Here is a 20,166-nt window from a genome sequence, read left to right on the forward strand (position 1 = left end):
GCGCTCGGCCCGCGGGTAACCGGCCGGATCGCCCGCGGAGTGGAACCCGGCCCGTCAGCTCGACGGACGCCGGATCACGCGGACGCGGCCGGCGACCTGCACGACGACGACGCCGGAAGCCGACCGCAGGGCCGGCCCGCGTCGGGACCGCGGGGCCGAGACACCGTCATAGCGGAAGCGGGCCTCGTAGCCGGCCAGCTCCTCGGCGGCCATCGCGGGCAGGGCGTCGCGGGCCAGCAGGTCGCGCGCCAGATCCCAGCCGTCCCGCAGCGAACCCTGGGTCGGCCGGGTCGCCGCCCACCGGGCGAACTCCTTCTTCCAGCTCGCCCCGAGGCCGGCGGCCAGCATCGGCCAATGCCGGCCCACCTCGCCGGCCCGCTTGCGCAGCAGGGCCGTCCGGGCGGCGTCGAACGTGACGGGATCGAAGCCTTCCGGCCGCGGCTCGCCCGCCGTCAGGGCGCGGACAAGCGCGGCCTGCCGCTGGGCGAGGCTGCCGCGGTCGGCGGCGGTCATGTGATCGCCGGGTAGCCGGCAGCGGCGGCGATCGCGTCGAGCTCGGCGCTCAGCTCGGCCGCCGGTGGGTAGTCGCCGTCCCGTTCCAGCATCAGCGCCGGCGGGCGGTGGCGGGCGCACAGCTCGGCGACCAGGTCGAGCACGGCCGGCGGGACGGCGTCGGTGTGCGTGTCGTGGTAGAGACCCTGGTGCTCGGCGCCGCCGGCCACGTGGACGTAGGCCACCCGGTCGAGCGGGAGCTTGCCGAGCAGGTCGAGCGGGTCCTCGCCGCGGTTGCGGGCGTTGGCGTAGACGTTCGCGACATCGAGCAACAACAAGGCGCCCGTACGGTCGAGAATCTCGGTGAGGAAGTCGGCCTCGGTGAGCTCGTCGTCGGGCCAGTCGAAGAGCGCCGCGATCGGTTCGAGGGCGAGGGGCACGGAGAGCTCGGCCGTGGCCCGGGCGACGTTGGCCACCACGGCGTCGACCGCCTCCCGGCTGCGCGGAATCGGCAGCAGGTGCCCGGCCTCGACGCCCCCCGCGCGTACGAACGCGATGTGCTCGCTGACCAGCGGCGCACCCAGCCGGTCGGCCACCGCGGCGAGATGGGTCACCCGCCCGGGGTCGACCGGCTCGGCGCCGCCGAGCGAGAGCCGGACGCCGTGCGGCACGACGGCCACCCCCCGGTCGAGCAACGCCGCCAGGCCGTCCGGAAGGTCGCCGTGCGCATGCACCGACTCGGCCACCACCTCGGCGAACCGCAGCCCCGGCAGCGCACCGACAAAGCCCGAAATTTCCGGACGCCACCCGATCCCTACGCCGTAAGCATCGCCGGCCGGGAAGGGCTGCGCCGAGCCGCGCGCGCCCGCCGCGGTGGACTGGGCCGAGCCGCGCGCGCCCGCCGCGGTGGACTGGGCCGAGCCGCGCGCACCCGCGGCGATGGACTGGGCCGCCGGGATCGGGATGCCGCCGGGCTCAGCCACCGCAACCACCGCCTCCGCCGCAGCCCCCTCCGCCGCCGCACGAGCTGGAGCCGCCGCAGGAGCTGCTCCCGCCGCAGGAGCCGGCGGTGGAGTTGCTGCCGGCGGTGCCGGTCGACAGGCCGTCGACCATGTGGCGCTGGATCTCGGCCTCGGCCGCGAACGCCGGGTCCATCGCCCACAGCGACGCCGAGCCGTAGAGGGCCACACCCATCGCCGCCCCGGTCGCGCCGTAGGTCGCGTAGGACGGGGAGAGCTGCGGGGCGAGGTGGTTGTTCCACTTGCGCAGCTCGCGCATGCGGGCCTGCGCGGTCGTGGTCGCCAGCCGCTTGGTGCGGGCCAGCTTGTACGTGAGGAACGCGGTCACGACCAGGAGCACGAAGAGGACGCCGACCGGCTTGTCGTTCCGGATGCCGGCGATCAGCCGGACGATGCCGACCAGGGTCAGCGCGCCGGTCGCCAGCGCCCACATCCGCGTCTGGCGGACCGTCTCGGGGGTGACCACGACGCCGCGACGCTCGAGCCCGGCGCGCAGGTCGTCGAGGGCCGAGCGCACGTACTGGTCGTCGGTGAGGTCGCGGACCCGGGCCTGGCGGCTCGCGGCCTGGTGGATGGCGAAGTCGAGCGGGGTGACGCCGGCCGGCAGCGGTCCGGTCTGCATGAGCGTGCGGCCCGGCCCGGCGCCCAGGGCCCCGGCCTGGCGGAGGCCGCCCAGCGAGGAGTAGACGGCGAGCCGATCGCCGCCGTTGAGGTAGGCGAGCTGCTGCGGGCCGAGGTCGTCGATCCGTACGCTCGGGTCGCCCTTGAACCTGATCTTCCGGTGCACAAGGGCGAGGAGGGCCACGATGCCCAGCGCGGCAAGGTACCCGGCGATGAAGGCCGGGCCAGCAATCCCCCAGGTGTCCTGCATGGCCTCATTGTGCAGACGCCCGCAACGTCGCGAACTAGGCCTTGCGGACGGCGCTCTCCACCACGTCGAGGACCCGGCTCAGCTCGCCCGCCGGCCGGCCGGTGGCCAGGTGCAGGACCAGGCCGTCGTAGGCGAGCTCGAGGAACTGGGTGAGCACCTCGACCGGGACGTCGTCGCGCAGCACGCCGGCCTCGCGCTGGCGCTGGAGGCGGTCGCGGGTGGCGTCGGCGATGGCGGCCGAGCGCTCGGCCCAGCGCTTGGCGAACGCCGGGTCGGTGCGCAGCCGCCGGGACACCTCGAGCTGGGTGCCGAGCCAGCCGGCCGTGTCGCCCTCGCTGCCGCCGGCCCGCTCCAGCAGGTCCCGCATCACCTGGACGAGGCCGTTGCGGGCGACGGTCTCGACCATGGCCGCGGCGTCGTCCTCGGCCACGGCCAGGAACAGCGACTCCTTGTCGCGAAAATGGTGGAAAATCGCGCCGCGGGACAGGCCGGTGGCGTCCTCGAGGCGCCGCACCGTGGCACCCTCGTAGCCGAAGCGCGCGAAGCAGTCCCGCGCCGCCGCGAGGATCTCGTGGCGGCGCGCGTCGAGCTGGTCCTGACTCACACGGGGCACGTCATGGATCGTGTCACGCAGGCGCTTTCTTCTGCAATCCGTACGTACGTCTTGTCAACGACGTCCTCCGGTACGGCCGGATGATGCGAAATCCACCATCCGGGCCGGAAGTTGTTAACAGTCCTGGACTGTTCGCTTCCGCCCTACCTCACGTAAAGTGCGCGGGTGCCTCTCGTGCTCATCGCTCTCGACGACACCCTGCTGGACCGCAGCGGTGCGTTCAGGCTGTGGGCGAAGGGTTTCCTGGACGAGATCGGCGCGCCACAGGACGATCTCGACTGGTTACTCTCCGTTGATGCTGACGGTCTCACCTCGCGGTGGGACCTCGCCGATCTGATCCGCGACCGGTACCGGCTGACGATTCCCTCGATCGATCTGCTCGAGGAGCTGCACGAGGGGCCGCTGGCGTTCGAGCGGCTCGACCCGATGGTCGGCTGCGCGCTGCAGATCGCCGGCGACGCGGGCCTGGTGCCGGTCGTGGTCACCAACGGGCAGGCCGAGTTGCAGGACAGCCGGATCCGCCGCACCGGCCTCGACCGGTACGTGGCCGACTGGGTGATCTCCGAGCAGGCCGGCGTGAGCAAGCCCAACCCGCGCATCTTCGCGCTGGCCGCGCAGCGCGTGCGCATGCGGCTCGGCGGCGCCTGGGTGGTGGGCGACAGCCCCGAGGCCGACATCGGCGGCGCGGCCGCGATGGGCCTGCCCAGCGTGTGGCTGCACCGCGGGCGGGAGTGGGTCGACAACCGGTTCGCGCCCACCCGGGTGGTCGGCAACGTGATTCAGGGCCTGTCGGCGATCATGGCCGCGCAATAAATGGGTTGCGGGTGTCTTCCGGCCCCGGCAGAGTGAGCACCGTTCCGACGAGAAGAAGGGGGTGAGACAGATGGCCGTCTTTGCGATGCCTGCTGTCCAGCTTCGAAACCCTTCTTTCTCTGAGGAGACCCTCCAGTGCGTTCGCACGACTCTTTCGGCCCGGCCACCATGCGCAAGGGCCGCCGCAAGTTCGACGACGACGAGCCCGACTTCCTGAAGCGGAGCAGTCTCGCCACGCCGCACCTCGTCGAGGAGCCCGACCTGCCCGAGACGGGCGACAACTGGTCGACCTGGGACGGCGCCCTGCACGGCCCGAAACCCCGACCCGATTGGGTACGCACCGAGCACGCCGCGGTCGATGACGAGCTGGGCATGCTCAAGACCGGCAAGGAAGCGGACGTCTTCCTGGTGCGCCGGCACGTACCGGACACCGACAAGGTCAGCATGCTGGCCGCCAAGCGTTACCGCGACGGCGACCACCGCCTCTTCCACCGCGACGCCGGCTACCTCGAGGGCCGCCGGGTCCGCCGCTCCCGGGAGATGCGGGCCATGGCCAACCGCACGTCGTTCGGCAAGGAGATGATCGCCGGGCAGTGGGCGGCGGCCGAGTTCGCCGCGCTCTCCCAGCTGTGGGCGATCGGGCAGGCCAGTGGGCTGGTCCGGGTGCCCTACCCGGTGCAGCTCATCGGCACCGAGCTGATGCTGGAGTTCATCGGCGACTGGGATACCGGCGAGGCCGCCCCGCGATTGGCGCAGGTGCGGGCAAACCCGGACGAGCTGGCCGACCTGTGGCTGCAGATGACCGACGCGCTGTCGGTTCTGGCGCGCTCGCAGGTGGCGCACGGCGACCTCTCGCCGTACAACACGCTCGTGCACGAAGGCCGGCTGGTGCTCATCGACCTGCCGCAGATCGTCGACGTGGTCGCCAACCCGCAGGGCGCCGACTTCATCGCCCGGGACGTGCGCAACGTCGCGGGCTGGTTCACCCAGCGCGGGCTGCGGGTGGACGTCGACGAGCTGCTCGAGCGCCTGCTCTACGAGGCGGGCCTGCGATGACCCGCCGCCGCCCACCCGGCCCGCGGCCGCCGACCACGCGGCGGCCGCGGCCGGGACCGCGTCACTGCAGGTAACCCTCGACCTCGCCGACGCTGTGGGCCTGCTCGACGTTCGGGTCGTTGCCCACCTCGCGGGCGGCCCGGCGCCGGCGCAGCAGGTCCCAGCACTGGTCCAGGGCCTCCTCCAGCTCCTTGAGCCGGGCGTGCTCCTCGTCCGAGGAGATCTCGCCCCGGCCCAGCTGCTGCCGCAGCTTGTGCTCCTCATCGACCAAGCCGTGGATCCGGCTCAGCACCGTGTTGTCATCCATTCCCGAAGCCTATTCACTCGCGGCCCGCACGCCGTGGCGGGACTCGCACGGAGGTTATGGTCATGCTCACCGGCGCGCTGGTCCGGCGCTTGGTCGACACCCAGTTCCCGCAGTGGGCGGCACTGCCGCTGCGCCCGGTCGAGCCCGGCGGCTCCGACCATCTGATCCACCGCCTGGGTGACGAGCTCACCGTCCGGCTGCCCCGCCACGAGGGCGCGATCGGCCAGGCCGAGAAGGAGATGCGCTGGCTGCCGCGGCTCGCCCCGCATCTGCCGCTGGCCATCCCGTCGCCGGTCGCGGTGGGCCGGCCCGCGCTGGGTTACCCCTGGCCGTGGGCCGTTTCCCGGTGGCTTCCCGGCTCGGTGGCGACAGTTGCCGAGCTGGGCGACTCGACGGCGGCGGCGGTCTCACTCGCGGGTTTCCTGCGTACGCTGCAGAGCCTCCCGCTTCCCGATACTTCCCCGGCCGACATCTCCGGCTTGCCGGACCGGGACCGGGAAACGCGCGCGGCGATCGCGCGGGTGGCGGGCGTCTTCGACCCGGACCGGATGACCGCGGTGTGGGAGGCGGCGCTCGAGGCACCCGGCTGGGATCGCGAGCCGGTGTGGTTCCACGGCGACTTCCACACCGGCAACCTGCTCACGGTGTCCGGCCGGCTGAGCGCGGTCATCGACTTCGGCGGCCTCGGTGTGGGCGACCCGGCCCGCGACATGATGATCGCGTTCACGCTGATGTCGGCGGGAGCGCGGGCGGTCTTCCGCGACGAGCTCGGCGTCGACGACGCGACGTGGGCGCGCGGACGGGGTTGGGCGCTGGCGGCCGGACTGAACGCGTATTGCTCCTACGCCGCGACCGACGCCCGGGTGGCGGCCGCGACCACCCGCCAGATAGCCGAGGCGATCGCCGGCTGAGCCCGGGACAGCGCAGAAAAATCGCCCGCCTTCCTCGAGCGAAGAAGGCGGGCGAAGGACGATCAGCTGTTCAGCATCTTGCGCAGCACGTACTGGAGGATGCCGCCGTGGCGGTAGTAGTCCGCCTCGCCGGGGGTGTCGATGCGCACGTCGGCGTCGAACTCGACGCCGGTGTCGGTGCGGACCTTGACCGTCGACGGGATGTCGCCGTCGTTGAGCGCCGTCACGCCGGTGATCGTGAAGGTCTCGGTGCCGGTGAGGCCCAGCGACTCGGCGTTGGTCTTGGGCGGGAACTGCAGCGGCAGCACACCCATGCCGATCAGGTTCGAGCGGTGGATGCGCTCGTAGCTCTCGGCGATGACCGCGCGCACGCCCAGCAGCATGGTGCCCTTGGCCGCCCAGTCGCGGGACGAGCCCGAACCGTACTCCTTGCCGGCCAGGATGACCAGCGGGACGCCCGCCTCCTGGTACGCCACCGACGCGTCGTAGATCGTGGTCTGCTCGCCGGTCAGGTGGTTGACCGTGAAGCCGCCCTCGACGCCCGGCACCAGCTGGTTGCGCAGCCGGATGTTGGCGAACGTGCCGCGGATCATCACCTCGTGGTTGCCGCGGCGTGAGCCGTACGAGTTGAACTCGTGCCGTGGTACGCCGTGCTCGGCGAGGTACTTGCCGGCCGGGGAGTCGGCCTTGATCGAGCTGGCCGGCGAGATGTGGTCGGTGGTCACCGAGTCGCCGAGCTTGGCCAGCACCCGGGCGCCCGAGATGTCGGCGACCGGCGCCGGCGACGCGGCCATGCCCTCGAAGTACGGAGGCTTCCGCACGTACGTCGAGTCGTTCGCCCACTCGAAGGTCTGCCCCGACGGCGTCGGCAGCGACTGCCACTGCTCGTCGCCCGCGAAGACGTCGGCGTAGGCCGAGCTGAAGCCGGCCGCGCCGATCGCCGAGGCGATGACGTCGTCGATCTCCTTGGCGCTGGGCCAGATGTCGTTGAGGTAGACCGGCTGGCCGTCCGACCCGGTGCCGAGCGGCTCGGACGTGATGTCCAGGTCCATCGTGCCGGCCAGCGCGTACGCCACCACCAGCGGCGGCGAGGCCAGGTAGTTCATCTTGATGTCGGGGTTGATCCGGCCCTCGAAGTTGCGGTTGCCGGAGAGCACGCTGACCGCGGTCAGGTCGTGCTCGTTGACGGCCGCCGAGATCGCCTCGGGCAGCGGTCCCGAGTTGCCGATGCAGGTGGTGCATCCGTAGCCGACCAGATTGAAACCAAGCTTGTCCAGGTACGGCGTGAGCCCGGCCCGGTCGTAGTAGTCCATCACGACCTTGGACCCGGGGGCGAGGGTCGTCTTCACCCAGGGCTTGCGCGAAAGACCGCGCTCGACCGCGTTCTTGGCCAGCAGCGCGGCGCCGATCATGACCTGCGGGTTGGACGTGTTGGTGCAGGACGTGATCGCGGCGATGCCGACGAAGCCGTGGTCGAGCTCGAACTCGGTGCCGTCCTCGCCGACCACCCGGGTCGGCTTGGAGGGCCGGCCGTCGGCGCCGGCCGCGGCGCTGAACACGTGCGGCTTGTCGGCGGCCGAGTCGCCGTGGTTGGCCGGCGGGTCGCTGGCCGGGAAGGACTCCTCGCTCGCCTCGTCGGCCGGGCCCTGGTCGGAGACGTAGTTGGTGAGCGCGTCGCGGAACATCGGCTTGGCCGCGTTCAGCGGCACGCGGTCCTGCGGGCGCTTGGGGCCGGCCAGCGACGGCACGATCGTCGACAGGTCGAGCTCGAGCTTCTCCGAGTAGTCGGGCTCGGCCTGCGGGTCGAGCCAGAGGCCCTGCCGCTTCGCGTACGCCTCGACCAGCGCGACCTGCTCGTCGCTCCGCCCGGTCAAACGAAGGTACTTGATGGTCTCGTCGTCGATCGGGAAGATCGCCACGGTCGAGCCGTACTCCGGCGACATGTTGCCGATCGTGGCCCGGTTGGCCAGCGGGACGGCGCTCACGCCGGGGCCGTAGAACTCGACGAACTTGCTGACCACGCCGTGCTCGCGGAGCATCTCGGTGATCGTGAGGACGAGGTCGGTCGCGGTGGTGCCGGCCGGCATCTCGCCGGAGAGCTTGAAGCCGACCACGCGCGGGATGAGCATGCTGACCGGCTGGCCGAGCATGGCCGCCTCGGCCTCGATGCCGCCGACGCCCCAGCCCAGGACGCCGAGACCGTTGACCATCGTGGTGTGCGAGTCGGTGCCCACGACCGTGTCGGGGTAGGCCTGCCCGTTACGTTCCATGATCGTACGGGCCAGGTACTCGATGTTGACCTGGTGCACGATGCCGGTGCCCGGGGGAACCACCTTGAACTCGTTGAACGCGGTCTGGCCCCAGCGCAGGAACTGGTAGCGCTCGCGGTTGCGCTGGTACTCCAGCTCGACGTTGCGGGCGAAGGCGTCCGCGCGGCCGAACAGGTCGGCGATGACCGAGTGGTCGATGACCAGCTCGGCCGGGGCCAGCGGGTTGACCTTGGTCGGGTCGCCGCCCAGGTCCTTCACGGCCTCGCGCATGGTGGCCAGGTCGACGACGCAGGGCACGCCGGTGAAGTCCTGCATCAGCACCCGGGCCGGGGTGAACTGGATCTCGACGCTGGGGTCGGCGGTCTGGTCCCAGCCGCCGAGCGCGCGGATGTGGTCGGCGGTGATGTTCGCGCCGTCCTCGGTCCGCAGCAGGTTCTCCAGCAGGATCTTCAAGGAGTAGGGCAGACGATCGTGCCCCTCGACCTTGTCGATCGTGAAAATCTCGTAGCTCGCGTCTTCGACGCGCAGCTCGCTCTTCGCACCAAAGGTGTCGAGGCTGGCCACGTCATCTCCTTCACCCAGCGACTGGAAGTCGAAGTCAGTCTTTCGCACCGGCTAGGGCGCCTTCGGTGTTAGGCCGACCTAACTCTCGGTTCACGTTTCCCGTAAACCGTACGTCCGTCTTGTAAGGCGGCGCAAGGCGGGGTGGCTAGGTCACGCGGATGCTGAGCTCGCTGCTTTCCGTGTACGCGGGAAGCAGCGTCCGATCGCCCACGGTGGCCGCCGGCAGCACGAAAGCGGTCCGCTTGTCGACGATGTCGTCCCGCACCCGGGCCAGCGTCACGGGCTCGGCGGCGGGGGCGTGGCGCAGGTGGAGCGACCAGGTCCCGGGCGGGAGGGCGGCCACGGTGACGCGGAAGTCGAGCCCCTCGGCGGTCATCGGGAGCGGGTGGGTCCGATCGCCGGAGCGGGCCTCCAGCGTCGGACGGTCGAAGACGGCGCCGTGCAGCCGGCCGGTCAGGTGGATGCCGTCGGCGTCGGCGTCGACGTCACCGACCTCGGCGTAGACCGGCTGATCCCAGATGCGCACTTTGAGGGTGCCGTCGAGAGCGCGGAAGGGCAGCTGGATGCGCGGCCCGAGCGGCCCGTCGAGAAGCGATCGCGTGTCGCGGAGGCCGGCCAGCGCCGGGGTGCCGTCGCCGCGGCGCACCTCCGCCACGTCGCAGGCCTCCGTTCCTCCGACGGATTTGTCCGGAAATAATGCGAAACCATCGGGCAGCGCGATGACGCCGTCCCAGTCGAGCGAGGGGCGGCTCACCGAGGCGGCCGGGCCGAGCGCCCTCGCCGGCCGCTGCCTCGCGGTCGCCGCGACGCCGGCCGGCCGTCGTGCCCGAGGAAGCCAACCTCCGCGTCTTCCGCCCGAAATTTCGGCAAACAGGCGTTCGTACTGCTCCGCGATCAGCGACGGGTCGTATCGCGCCGCATTGCTACGGGCAGCGGCGGCCATCGTGCGGCGCAGGTCGTCGTCGTTGACGAGGCGCAGCAGGGCGTCGCCCATCGCGTCCGGGTCGCCGACGGGCGTGAGCAGGCCGTCCTCGCCGTGCCGGAGGATCTCGCCCGGTCCGTGCGGCGCATCGGTGCTGACCACCGGCACGCCGCAGCGCATCGCCTCGACCAGCGTCATCCCGAACGGCTCCCGGTCCGAGGCCACCGCCGCGATCGACCCCTTCGCCCACTCCGGCTCGATCGGGGCGATCTGACCCATCAGCCGTACGTGGTTGTGCAGCCCCAGCTCGAGCACGAGCGCGCGGAGGGCCGGCATCTCCTTGCCGTCGCCGTAGATGCGCAGCCGCCAGTCCGGGCGCTGGGCGACGACCTTGGCGAAGGCCCGGATCAGCAGGTCGTAGCGCTTGCTCGGGATCAGGCGGCCGGCGGCGACGACCAGCTTGGCGCGGCCGTGCGACGGCGGCACACCGGGCTCCGGGATGCCGTTCGGGATGAACAGCAGGCGGGTGCGGCGCAGGCGGAGATGGGCACGGTAGTCCTCCGCGTCGCGCCGGGAGACGGTGACGAACGCGTCCAGCTTGCGGACATGACGCGGGAGCTCGTCGCGGACGGCTCGGCGGTGCTGACCCCGTACCAGATGCTCCTGCCCGATCTTGATGAGATGCCGGGGACCGAAGGTGGCCAGGTACGCGATCAGCCCCGGCCGGGTCGCGATCACCACCTCGGCGTCGGTGGCCCGCAGGTACTCCCGGTAGCGGCGCTCGATGTACCGGTCGTAGTCGGCGGCCCGGTAGTCGGCGGCCGGGTAGACCTTCGGCGGCTCGCCCCGGCCCCGCGCCTCGGCGACGTGATCCGGGTGGTGCGGCCGTCCCTCGGTCAGCGACATGAGGCGAACGGCCGGGTCGACGGGCAGTTTCGGCACGTCCCGGCGGCGTACGGTGCTCAGCACCTCGATCTCGTGCCCGCGCGCCGCGAGCGCCGCGCCCAGGTTGAACGTCGTCTTGATCGTGCCGCCGATGCCAAAGGCATCGTTGATCAGGAAGAGCACCTTCACCCGTGTTTACCCGTTCCCGCGTCCGGGCACTCCGACGCTCGTGCAGGCCCCAACCGACCTCACCTTTCTGACGGACTTCTTCGATCGCTACGGCGCCGCCCTGACCTCGGGTGACGTCGCGGCGGTGGCCGGCTGCTACGCGCTGCCCGGCATGGTCGTCGCCGACTCCTACAGCTTCACCTTCACCACGCCGGCGGCGGTCGCGCTCTCCTTCCTCGGCGCCGCTCCCGCCTATCGGGAGCAGCAGATCGTCGCCGCCCACGCCGAGCTGCTCGACGTGCAGCAGCTCTCGCCGGCGCTGCTCATGGTGGCGGTCCGGTGGGAGTACCTGGACAGCCGGGGCGGCGCGCTCGCCGGTGAGTCGTACCGCTACCTCCTCCGTACGGACTCGAGCGGCCCGCGGATCACCACGGTCGTCGCGACCCACTGAAACTGTCGTAGGCCGGTGCAAGGATGATCCGGTGACCACGATCGAGCTTGCTCCCTCGCCGCCGACCTCCCGCAGCCGACCGCAGTGGCTCGTCGTGCATTACACCCGGCCCGACGGCGACTACGCGCCCTGGTGGCTGCATGCCTGGGGCGACCTCGCGCCCGGGCAGGAGCACGGCTATCCGGGCGGGGCCGCCTTCGCCGGCGAGGACGCGTACGGGCGGTTCGCCTGGGTCCGTCTCGCCCCGGAAGCGCGCGATGTCGGTTTCCTGCTGGTCGACCACGCCGGCGCCAAGGACGTCGATGTCGACCGGCACGTCGACCCGGCGTTCGTCTCCGAGATCTGGCTGCGCCCGGGCGACCCGGAGATCTACACCTCGCCGCCCGGCGCGGCCGGGCCGGCGCCCGAGCCCGAGAGCGGCGTCGCGGTGATCCACTACCGCCGGCCGGGCGGCGACTACGCCGGATGGGGCCTGCACGCCTGGGAGGGCACGCCGAAGAAGCCGGTCTGGAGCCGGCCGATCTTCCCGTCCGGCTACGACGCGTTCGGCGCCGTCTTCCGGGTGCCGGTCCGGCCCGACGCGGCCGGCCTGCGCTTCGTCCTGCACCGCGGCGAGACCAAGGACCTGCCCGACGACCAGCGGCTCGACCTGACCGTGGCCCGCGAGCTGTGGGTGCTGGCCGGCACCGCCGCCCCGGTCCGGCCCGACCTCGGGACGCTCGGCCCCGAGCTCGACCCGGCCCGCTCGCTGGCCGTCTTCCTCGACCGCACCACGATCGCGCTGCCCGAGTGGTTCACCGACCGGGCGGCCGCGTTCACGCTCGTCGCGTCCGCCGCCGGGGACGCGCGGCGGGAGGGCGACGAGATCACCGGCGAGTACACGACGCTGCCGCTGACGGCCCGGCCCGGCGGCCTGTTCCAGGCCCAGAGCCGGCGCTTCCCGCACCTGCGGGCCTACCGCGCGTTCTCGGTGCGCGAGCTGGGCGACGCCGCCCTCGGCTACCTGCTGCGCGGTCAGGTGCTGGTGGTCGGCCGCGACGACGACGGCCGGGTCACGGCGGTCACCGGCGTGCAGCTGCCGGGCGTGCTCGACGACCTCTACGCCGACGCGGCCGACGCCGAGCTGGGCCTGGTGATCGCCGACGACCGGCCGCAGCTGTCGGTCTGGGCGCCGACCGCGCGCACGGTCGAGCTCGAGCTCTTCCGCGCGCCCGGCGACGAGCCCAAGGTGCTGCCGATGGACCGCGACGCGGTGACCGGGGTCTGGACGATCGTGGGCAAGCGCAAGTGGCTGGGCCGCTACTACCGGTACCGGGTCGAGGTCTGGCACCCGGCCGCCCAGCGCGTCGTCACCACCAGCGTGACCGACCCGTACTCGCTGGCCCTGGCCGTCGACTCCACCCACAGCCTGCTGGTCGACCTGGCCGACCCGGCGCTCTGCCCGCCCGGGTGGGAGACGCTGGCCAAGCCGCCCGCGGTCGCGCCGGCCCGGATGCAGATCGCCGAGGTGTCGATACGCGAGTTCTCGATCTTCGACGGCTCGCTGCCGCCGGCCGAGCGGGGGACGTACGCGGCCTTCACCCGCCCCGAGGCGGCGAGCATGCGCCACCTGCGGTCGCTGGCCGACGCCGGGCTCACCCACCTGCACCTGCTGCCCGCGTTCGACTTCGCCAGCGTGCCCGACCGCCGGGCCGACCAGGCGCTGCCCGCCTGTGACCTGGCCTCGTTCCCGCCCGACTCGGACAAGCAGCAGCGTGAGGTCATGGCGGTCGCCGACGAGGACGGCTGGAACTGGGGCTACGACCCCTGGCACTACACCGCGCCGGAGGGCAGCTTCGCGGTCGACCCGTCCGGCGCGTCCCGCATCCTCGAGTTCCGCAAGATGGTGGCCGCGCTCAACGACGCCGGCCTGCGCGTGGTCATGGACGTGGTCTACAACCACGCGATGGAGGACGGGCTGCACAAGTTCGCCGTCCTCGACCGGGTCGTGCCCGGCTATTACCACCGGCTGCTCGCCGACGGCATGACCGCCGAGTCGACCTGCTGCCCCAACACCGCCACCGAGCACATGATGATGGGCCGCCTGGTGATCGACTCGATCGTGACCTGGGCCCGGGAGTACAAGATCGACGGCTTCCGCTTCGATCTCATGGGCCATCATCCGCGGGCCAACATCCTCGAGGTGCGCATCGCGCTCGATCACCTTCCCGGTGGGCGCGACATCTACCTGTACGGCGAGGGCTGGAACTTCGGCGAGGTGGCGTACGACGCCCGGTTCGCCCAGGCCACCCAGGTCAACATGGCCGGCACCGGCATCGGCACGTTCAACGACCGGTTGCGCGACGCGGCCCGCGGCGGCGGCTCGCACGGCGACCCCACGGTCCAGGGCTTCGCGACCGGGCTCGGGTCGCACACGCCGCTCTACCTGCACGACCGGATCAAGGTCGGGTTGTCCGGCGGCCTGTCGACCTACCGCTTCGTGACGCACACCGGGGCCGAGCAGAGCGGGGCGCAGATCGACTACAACGGGTCGCCCAGCGGCTACGCGCTCGCGCCGGCCGAGACGGTCAACTACGTCGACGCGCACGACAACGAGATCCTCTACGACGCGCTGGCGTTCAAGCTGCCGCGCGACCTGGCCCCGGTCGACCGGGCGCGCATGCAGGTGCTGGCGCTGTCGCTGGTGGTGCTCGGGCAGGGCGTGGGGTTCATCGCGCTCGGCAGCGAGCGGCTGCGGTCGAAGTCGCTCGACCGCAACTCGTTCAACTCGGGGGACTGGTTCAACCAGATCCGGTGGGACCCGCGGCAGGGCAACGGCTTCGGGCTGGGGCTGCCGCCGGCCCGCGACAACGAGGACCAGTGGGAGGTGGCGCGCCCGTTGCTGGCCGACCCGGCGCTGGTGCCGGCGCCCGAGCTGATCGCGATGACGGCCGAGCGCTACCGCGAGCTGCTGCGCGTGCGGCGCTCGTCGCCGGTCTTCGGCCTGCCCACCGGCGACGAAGTCCAGCGGCGGCTGTCGTTCCCGCTGGGCGGTCCGGCCGAGACGCCGGGCGTGATCGTGATGTCCCTCGACGGGACCGGCCTCGACCCCCGCTGGCGGAGGGTCGTGGTCGTCTTCAACGCCACCGAGAACCCGACGACGCAGCACGTGCCGGCTCTGGCCCGTTTTCATCTCCACCCCCACCCGGAACTGGCGGCGTCGGCCGACCCGCTGCTCCGCACGGCGACGGCCGCCGAGGGCGTGCTGACCGTGCCGGCCCGCTCGGTGGCGGTGTTCGTGGCCGACCTCTGACCGCTTCACCGGCGCTGGGCCGCGTGCGGGGCTGCGCTACATTGCGGCCGCGCGCGGAAACTTCCTCGCGTTCTCGACGCGGTGGAGGCAGAAGGTGCGGCTCGGTCTGGTCGTGGGCGGGATCGCCCTGGTGGCCGTCGTCGGCGGGTGCACGTCGAAGTCCGCGAGCCCCACCTGGAACGGATCGTCGGCCTCGGCGGCCCCGGCCCCGGCCGTGGCGTCCGGTGGGTCCGCGCCTCCGTTCAGCGAGCCGGCCTCGTACACGTACACGCTGATCCGGGGTTGTGACGAGAGCTCGCCGCTGGGGCGTTACCAGGTCACGGTGCAGGCGGGCGCGGTGACCGGGTTCGAGCGGATCGGTTCGTCGCAGCAGCCGGCGTCGGCCGAGGCCAGCGCCGGCGTCGACCTCGGGCCGATCGCCGGGCAGGACGGCGAGGAGATCGAGGTGCCGACGCTGGGCGAGCTGCGCGAGATGGCGCAGACGGCGGCCGACGACGGCGGCGAGGTGTCCACCACCTACGACGCCCGGGACGGCCACCCGCTCAAGGTCGTCATCAACGTCTCGGATGAGGGCCCGAGCGGGGCCGAGTGCTTCACGGTGGCCGGCTACCAGCCGTAGCCGGCCGGGCCGATCAGCCGGGGAGGCGGGGGCCGGCCTCGCGCTGGGAAGCCATCCACGCCTCGACGTCGGCGGACGAGCGCGGCAAGCCGGCCGAGAGGTTGCGGCAACCGTCGGCGGTGACCAGCACGTCGTCCTCGATGCGGACGCCGATGCCGCGCAGCTCGGCCGGGACCAGGTCGTCCTCGGGCTGGAAGTACAGGCCGGGCTCGACGGTCAGCACGTAGCCCTCGGCCAGCGCGCCGTCGCGGTAGTTGTCGTTGCGGGCGTTCGAGCAGTCGTGCACGTCGATGCCGAGCATGTGGCCGAAGCCGTGCAGGGTCCAGCGGCGGTAGACCGTGCTCTTCTCGTCCATCGCCTCGTCGACGCTCACCGGGAGCAGGCCGAGGTCGTGCAGGCCCTCGGCCAGCACCCGCATGCAGGTCTTGTGCACGTCGCGGAACTTCACGCCGGGCCGGATCGCGTCCATGCCGGCCTGCTGCGAGGCGTGCACGATGTCGTACACCTGCTTCTGCAGCGGGGTGAACGTGCCGGTCACCGGGACCGTGCGGGTCACGTCGGCGGTGTAGAGGTTGTCGCCCTCGACGCCCATGTCCATCAGCAGCAGCTCGCCGGGCTTGGTGACGCCGGTGTTCCGCACCCAGTGCAGGATCGTCGCGTGCGCGCCGGCGCCGACGATCGAGCCGTAGCCGACGTCGTTGCCGTCGTGCCGGGCCCGCAGCCCGAAGACGCCCTCGAGCAGGCGCTCCTTGACCCCGCGGTCGGCGGGCAGGACGCGCGCCACGTCCTCGAAGCCGCGGACGGTGGCGTCGATCGCGGCCTGGAGCTGGGCGATCTCCCACTCGTCCTTGACCAGCTTCAGCTCCGACAGCACCCAGGCCAGCTCCCGGTCGCGCGGCTTCTCGCGGTCGGGCTCGTACTGCAGGACGGCCCGGTCGACCTGCGCGTCGAAGCCGCGCAGCACCCGGGTGCGCCCCGGCGCCGAGCCGGCCAGCGCCGGGCCGAGCGCGCCCAGCGGCTCCGTCTGCACGCCGAGCTCGGCCGACTTCTCGGCCAGCGTGTGGGTGCGCCCGATCCACAGCTCGCCGTTGCGGCTGCGAAAGAACGCGTCGGTCTCCTTGGAGTTGCGCTGGCGGGTGTAGAGGATCGCGTCGTGCCCGGACCCGGTCGGGCGCAGGACCAGCACGCTGTCGGGGTCCTTGTCGCCGGTCAGGTAGAAGAAGTCGCTGCCCGGGCGGAACGGGTAGTCGGTGTCGTTGGCCCGCACCTTCTCGTTGCCGCTCGGGATGATCAACGTCTCACCCGGGAACGCCTCGGACAGCGCGGCCCGGCGCTTCTGATAGTTGGGCGCCTCGGGCACGGCCGCGACCTCGAGCGGATCCTCCCGCCAGCCACCGCGCATGAACTGCAGAAACGCCTCCGGGAAGTCCGGGTCGTGCGACTCCGTCTTGGCCGCCTTCTGCTCGTTCATCCGCGCCTCCGCTCGTAGCTTCCCCCCCGACGTTACCGTCCCGGCCGGGGGAAATGCAGACCGCATCCAGCGGGACCAGCACCAGCGTTGTCGTGGTTGAATCGGAGCAGAAACGGATCTATCGGGCGGCCATTGCGTGCGAAGCGAACGAGCGGAAGGCTGGGAGATCTGACGGAAGGGGCGGCATGGGGTACGCGGTGGTGCTGGGGGAGGCGCTGGTCGATCTGCTCGAGGCCGACCTCGACGGCGAGCTGATCTACCGGCAGGCGATCGGCGGCGCGCCGCTCAACGTGGCGGTCGGCGCCACCCGGCTCGGCGGGGACGTGCGCTACGCCGGCTCGCTGAGCAACGACATCCTGGGCGATCGGCTGGCGGCCTTCCTGCGTACGGCGGGGGTCGATCTCAGCGCGGTCCAGCGCGTGCCGGCGCCGACGACGCTGGCCGTGACCACCTTCGTCGGCGCCGAGCCGACGTTCACGTTCTACGGCGAGCCGCCCTCCTACGCGCTGCTCGACGAGGTCGATCCGGCGGTCGTGCGGGGTGCCGACGTGCTCTATGCCGGCTCGATCGCGCTGCTGCGCTCGCCCTTCGTCGAGACCGCGAAACGGGCATGGGGCGAGAACGGCCCGTTGAAGGTCTTCGACCCGAATGTCCGGCCCACCCTCCTGCCCGGCCCGCAGGCGGTCGGCGATCTCCGCAAGCTCGTCGAGGAGTTCTTCGCCACCGCCGACCTGGTCAAGCTCAGCTCGGCCGACGCGGCCGTCCTCTACGACGGGGCCGAGCCGGCCGCCGCGGCCGAACGCATCCGCGGTCTGGGCGCGCGGGCGGTCGTGGTGACCTGCGGCGCGAAGGGTGCGTACGTGGCGGCGGCCGACGGCGCCGAGATACTGCCGGCCCCGAGCGTGGCCGCGATCGACGCGACCGGCGCCGGCGACTCGGTGATGGGCGCCCTGATCCGGCGCCTGCTCGCCGACGGCTTCCCGGCCGGCCTCGAGGGGTGGCGGCGCAACGTCCGCTTCGCGCTGGCCGTGGCCGGGCTGGTCTGCGAGCGCCAGGGCGGCGCCACCGCGATGCCGACCAACGAGGAGCTCACCGCGCGCTGGGGGGCGCTCCTCTAGAGGGCCTTCTCGATGAAGCGCTGCCGGTCGAGGACGACACGCTCGACCCGGACCTCGGCGACCACCCGGTCGCCCTCCTGCACGGTCACGTCGAAGACCAGCTTGCGCCCGTCCACTTTGGCGAGGGTGGCCTGCGCGGTCACCCGGTGCCCGACCGGCGTCGGCGCCTTGTGCTCGACCTCGGCCCGGGTGCCGACGGTGGTGAGGCCGCCCGGAATCTGCCGGGCCGTGCAGGCGACGGTGGCGGCCTCGGCGAGCGCGAGGACCCGCGGCGTGCCCAGCACCGGCACGTCGCCGGAGCCGAGGGCCTGGGCCGTGTCGGCATCGGTGACGGTCAACTCCACCCGGGCGGTGAGACCGGGCGCGAACTCCGGAAGCTCCATGCGAAGAAGCTTAAGGCTGGACCGGCCGCTGCCAGTACGTGTCATCGACCGATGGGGTGGGCACGGCCGAGGGCGCGAGCCGGTCGGTGACCAGGGGCGCGGGCCGCCGGGCCTCCCGCGCGCGGGTCGCCAGCTGCTCGGCGAGCGCCCAGGCCTCGGCGAGGTCCCGGTCGCGCGCCTGCCCCGACCGTCCGCCGGCCGTGTCCGCGTACACGGTGGCCAGCCCCAGCATCCGCTGCAGCGGGCCCTGGATCACCCGGACGCTCTGCAGCCGCGCGTACGGCACCAGCACCATCTCCCGGGTCAGCAGCCCCCAGCGGGAGACGAACACGTCCGGCGTCAGGCCCACACCCAGGTAGCGCAGCTCGAACGGGTGCAGCCAGCGGGCCCGGGCCGGCGGCGGCGAGGTCGCCAGCGTGGCCAGGTCGACGCCCGGCAGCACGTCCCAGACCAGCGCCCGCGCCGTCGCGAAGTCGCCCACCGGGAGCAGCCGGTCGGAGCGCTTGCTGTCCGAGCCCGGCTCGCCCGCGTACCCGGCGATGTCGAGCCGCAGATGCAGCCATTTCTGCCCGCGCCACAGCAGCGGCCAGGTCGCGCCGACCGACTGCACGCGATGCAGCGGCACGATCTGGCTGCGGGTCTCGAGCAGGCCGAAGCGCACCACGAGCCGCCCGCCGGGGTCGCGCGCGAGCCGGAAGTCCCAGTCCTGCAGCACCCGGCGACCGGGCTGGAGGAGCACGCCGAACATGGCGGTCACGGTGCTGGCGATCGCGTAGAAGCCCCACTCGGCGTCGAGCACGAACTGCATGACCACGAACGCGACGCCCACCGGCAGCAGGAAGGCCTGCGGGGTGAGCAGCTGGCTGACCACCAGGTCGCGGTTCTCGACGCGGAGCAGGGGACGTTCCAGGCTGGGTGCGGCGACCCGGGGTCCGGCGTCCGGTTCCGCCGGCGAGGCCGCCGTACGCCCGGCGAGCGCCAGAAGACGTTCCCGGAGGGCGGCCGCGTCGCGCACCGTCAGATACGCCAGCGGCGCCTCGGTCTTGCTCCCGCCGACGACCTCGAGGCGCAGCTCGGCGAGGCCGGTGAGCTGGGCCAGCAGCGGCCGCCGCAGCTCCACCGCCTGCAGCCGCTCGAGCGGGATGGCCCGGTTGCGGCGCCAGAGCAGGCCGTCGGAGATGCGCAGCTCGCGGCCGACCACGTGGTAGCCGGTGGTCAGCCAGTTGATCGCGGAGAAGACCACGACACCGAGCGCCAGCACGGCCACGATCAGCGCGAAGCGCTCGGGCCCGACCTCGCGCAGCGCGTTCCAGGAGAGGGCGGCCACGACGACGGCGATGCTCTTGGCGCCGTGCAGGAACGGGCTCAGCGGGTGCAGCCGGCGGCGGGGCTCGGCCGCGACCGCCGGCGAGGTGGGCGGCGTGGTGGTCACAGTCCCTCGGCCCGGTCCTCGCCGAGGGCGGTGAGGCGGTCGCGCAGCCGGGCCGCCTCCTCGGGCGGCAGGCCCGGCACCTTGGCGTCGCTGGCCGCCGCGGCGGTGTGCAGCTGGACCGTGGCCAGGCCGAACGCCCGTTCGAGCGGGCCGGCCGTCACGTCGACGAACTGCATTCGCGCGTACGGGACGATGGAGAGCCGCCGGACCAGCAGGCCGTGCCGCACCACCAGGTCCTGATCGCGCTCGGCGTAGCCCCACGCGCGCACCGCGCGCACCGTCACGAAGCCGCGCCAGATCGCGTAGACCACCACCAGGCCCATGGCGGCGAGCCACAGCCAGTACGGCGCGAGGGCCTGCCCGATGCCGAGCCCGACCAGCAGCACCAGCACGAAGATGGCGCGGGCGATGAGCTCCACTGTGATCAGCTTGGGCGACACGCTCCGCCAGGCGACCGTGTCGGGCCACGGCTCGAGCGCGTCGGCGGCGGGCGGGGACGGCGTGGTCAC

General features: G+C 72.4%; 18 protein-coding genes. 7 read left to right on the plus strand and 11 right to left on the minus strand.

What is annotated here, in order from left to right:
- Positions 1–54: 54 nt before the first annotated feature.
- From ACQP2F_RS10570 to ACQP2F_RS10585, 4 genes are all read right to left on the minus strand, one after another.
- Entirely contained in the window at positions 55–513 is a 459-nt protein-coding gene (locus ACQP2F_RS10570; RefSeq protein ID WP_433302925.1) for a hypothetical protein, read from the minus strand.
- Entirely contained in the window at positions 510–1,304 is a 795-nt protein-coding gene (locus ACQP2F_RS10575) for a DUF692 domain-containing protein (protein ID WP_433307444.1), read from the minus strand. Before ACQP2F_RS10575 ends, ACQP2F_RS10570 begins: the two co-directional genes overlap by 4 nt.
- 163 nt (positions 1,305–1,467) lie before the next feature.
- Positions 1,468–2,382: a TIGR04222 domain-containing membrane protein gene (locus ACQP2F_RS10580; protein WP_433302926.1), complete on the minus strand. Its 915-nt coding sequence runs from the start codon at positions 2,380–2,382 to the stop codon at positions 1,468–1,470.
- A gap of 34 nt (positions 2,383–2,416) precedes the next feature.
- Complete coding sequence (locus tag ACQP2F_RS10585) at positions 2,417–2,995, minus strand: TetR/AcrR family transcriptional regulator (RefSeq protein ID WP_433302928.1); 579 nt, start codon at positions 2,993–2,995, stop codon at positions 2,417–2,419.
- A 165-nt stretch (positions 2,996–3,160) separates the two neighbouring features.
- On the opposite strand from ACQP2F_RS10585, the gene ACQP2F_RS10590 reads away from it, so the two are divergent.
- Positions 3,161–3,808 carry an HAD family hydrolase gene (locus tag ACQP2F_RS10590; RefSeq protein ID WP_433302930.1) on the plus strand — a complete coding sequence of 216 codons (648 nt, stop codon included), beginning with the start codon at positions 3,161–3,163 and terminating at the stop codon, positions 3,806–3,808.
- 135 nt (positions 3,809–3,943) lie between these two features.
- Positions 3,944–4,864 (plus strand): serine protein kinase RIO, encoded by a 921-nt coding sequence (locus ACQP2F_RS10595; protein WP_433302932.1) that lies wholly within the window; start codon positions 3,944–3,946, stop codon positions 4,862–4,864.
- A gap of 61 nt (positions 4,865–4,925) precedes the next feature.
- Here ACQP2F_RS10595 and ACQP2F_RS10600 read toward each other — a convergent pair whose 3' ends face one another.
- Positions 4,926–5,171 (minus strand): DUF2630 family protein, encoded by a 246-nt coding sequence (locus ACQP2F_RS10600; protein WP_433302934.1) that lies wholly within the window; start codon positions 5,169–5,171, stop codon positions 4,926–4,928.
- Positions 5,172–5,233: 62 nt separating this feature from the next.
- On the opposite strand from ACQP2F_RS10600, the gene ACQP2F_RS10605 reads away from it, so the two are divergent.
- On the plus strand, positions 5,234–6,082 hold the full coding sequence (locus tag ACQP2F_RS10605; protein WP_433302936.1) for an aminoglycoside phosphotransferase family protein: 849 nt from the start codon (positions 5,234–5,236) through the stop codon (positions 6,080–6,082).
- A gap of 62 nt (positions 6,083–6,144) precedes the next feature.
- On the opposite strand, the gene acnA is transcribed toward ACQP2F_RS10605, so the two are convergent.
- Together acnA and ACQP2F_RS10615 are read right to left on the minus strand one after the other, a co-directional pair.
- The gene (gene acnA / locus ACQP2F_RS10610) at positions 6,145–8,916 is read right to left on the minus strand and encodes an aconitate hydratase AcnA (protein WP_433302938.1); all 2,772 of its coding nucleotides are present in this window, start codon (positions 8,914–8,916) and stop codon (positions 6,145–6,147) included.
- A 145-nt stretch (positions 8,917–9,061) separates the two neighbouring features.
- Entirely contained in the window at positions 9,062–10,912 is a 1,851-nt protein-coding gene (locus ACQP2F_RS10615) for a glycosyltransferase family 4 protein (RefSeq protein WP_433302940.1), read from the minus strand.
- 40 nt (positions 10,913–10,952) lie between these two features.
- On the opposite strand from ACQP2F_RS10615, the gene ACQP2F_RS10620 reads away from it, so the two are divergent.
- The 3 genes from ACQP2F_RS10620 to ACQP2F_RS10630 all read left to right on the plus strand — a co-directional run bounded on the left by ACQP2F_RS10620 (position 10,953) and on the right by ACQP2F_RS10630 (position 15,253).
- Entirely contained in the window at positions 10,953–11,342 is a 390-nt protein-coding gene (locus ACQP2F_RS10620) for a hypothetical protein (RefSeq protein WP_433302942.1), read from the plus strand.
- 31 nt (positions 11,343–11,373) lie between these two features.
- Positions 11,374–14,634: a pullulanase-type alpha-1,6-glucosidase gene (gene pulA / locus ACQP2F_RS10625; protein WP_433302944.1), complete on the plus strand. Its 3,261-nt coding sequence runs from the start codon at positions 11,374–11,376 to the stop codon at positions 14,632–14,634.
- Between the two features lie 94 nt (positions 14,635–14,728).
- Positions 14,729–15,253 (plus strand): hypothetical protein, encoded by a 525-nt coding sequence (locus tag ACQP2F_RS10630; RefSeq protein WP_433302946.1) that lies wholly within the window; start codon positions 14,729–14,731, stop codon positions 15,251–15,253.
- A gap of 13 nt (positions 15,254–15,266) precedes the next feature.
- Here ACQP2F_RS10630 and ACQP2F_RS10635 read toward each other — a convergent pair whose 3' ends face one another.
- The gene (locus ACQP2F_RS10635; RefSeq protein ID WP_433302947.1) at positions 15,267–16,724 is read right to left on the minus strand and encodes an aminopeptidase P family protein; all 1,458 of its coding nucleotides are present in this window, start codon (positions 16,722–16,724) and stop codon (positions 15,267–15,269) included.
- 185 nt (positions 16,725–16,909) lie between these two features.
- Here ACQP2F_RS10635 and ACQP2F_RS10640 point away from each other — a divergent pair, with 185 nt between their 5' ends.
- Positions 16,910–17,842, plus strand: coding sequence for a carbohydrate kinase family protein (locus tag ACQP2F_RS10640; protein ID WP_433302949.1), 933 nt, complete (start codon positions 16,910–16,912; stop codon positions 17,840–17,842).
- On the opposite strand, the gene ACQP2F_RS10645 is transcribed toward ACQP2F_RS10640, so the two are convergent.
- From ACQP2F_RS10645 to ACQP2F_RS10655, 3 genes are read right to left on the minus strand one after another with little or no spacing between them, the layout of a single operon-like run.
- Positions 17,839–18,225, minus strand: coding sequence for a thioesterase family protein (locus tag ACQP2F_RS10645; RefSeq protein ID WP_433302951.1), 387 nt, complete (start codon positions 18,223–18,225; stop codon positions 17,839–17,841). The two genes, ACQP2F_RS10640 and ACQP2F_RS10645, sit on opposite strands and share 4 nt — an antisense overlap.
- Before the next feature lie 10 nt (positions 18,226–18,235).
- Positions 18,236–19,657 carry a PH domain-containing protein gene (locus ACQP2F_RS10650; RefSeq protein WP_433302953.1) on the minus strand — a complete coding sequence of 474 codons (1,422 nt, stop codon included), beginning with the start codon at positions 19,655–19,657 and terminating at the stop codon, positions 18,236–18,238.
- Positions 19,654–20,166: a PH domain-containing protein gene (locus ACQP2F_RS10655; RefSeq protein ID WP_433302955.1), complete on the minus strand. Its 513-nt coding sequence runs from the start codon at positions 20,164–20,166 to the stop codon at positions 19,654–19,656. Before ACQP2F_RS10655 ends, ACQP2F_RS10650 begins: the two co-directional genes overlap by 4 nt.

Source organism: Actinoplanes sp. CA-030573 (genome assembly GCF_050951115.1).
Lineage (GTDB): Bacteria > Actinomycetota > Actinomycetes > Mycobacteriales > Micromonosporaceae > Actinoplanes.

Excerpts from the sequence above, each read along its gene's own strand:
- ACQP2F_RS10570 (WP_433302925.1), bottom strand. The coding sequence starts at position 513 with ATGACCGCCGCCGACCGCGGCAGCCTCGCCCAGCGGCAGGCCGCGCTT.
- ACQP2F_RS10580 (WP_433302926.1), bottom strand. The coding sequence starts at position 2,382 with ATGCAGGACACCTGGGGGATTGCTGGCCCGGCCTTCATCGCCGGGTAC.
- ACQP2F_RS10600 (WP_433302934.1), bottom strand. The coding sequence starts at position 5,171 with ATGGATGACAACACGGTGCTGAGCCGGATCCACGGCTTGGTCGATGAG.
- ACQP2F_RS10605 (WP_433302936.1), top strand. The coding sequence starts at position 5,234 with ATGCTCACCGGCGCGCTGGTCCGGCGCTTGGTCGACACCCAGTTCCCG.
- ACQP2F_RS10635 (WP_433302947.1), bottom strand. The coding sequence starts at position 16,724 with ATGAACGAGCAGAAGGCGGCCAAGACGGAGTCGCACGACCCGGACTTC.
- ACQP2F_RS10640 (WP_433302949.1), top strand. The coding sequence starts at position 16,910 with ATGGGGTACGCGGTGGTGCTGGGGGAGGCGCTGGTCGATCTGCTCGAG.
- ACQP2F_RS10645 (WP_433302951.1), bottom strand. The coding sequence starts at position 18,225 with ATGGAGCTTCCGGAGTTCGCGCCCGGTCTCACCGCCCGGGTGGAGTTG.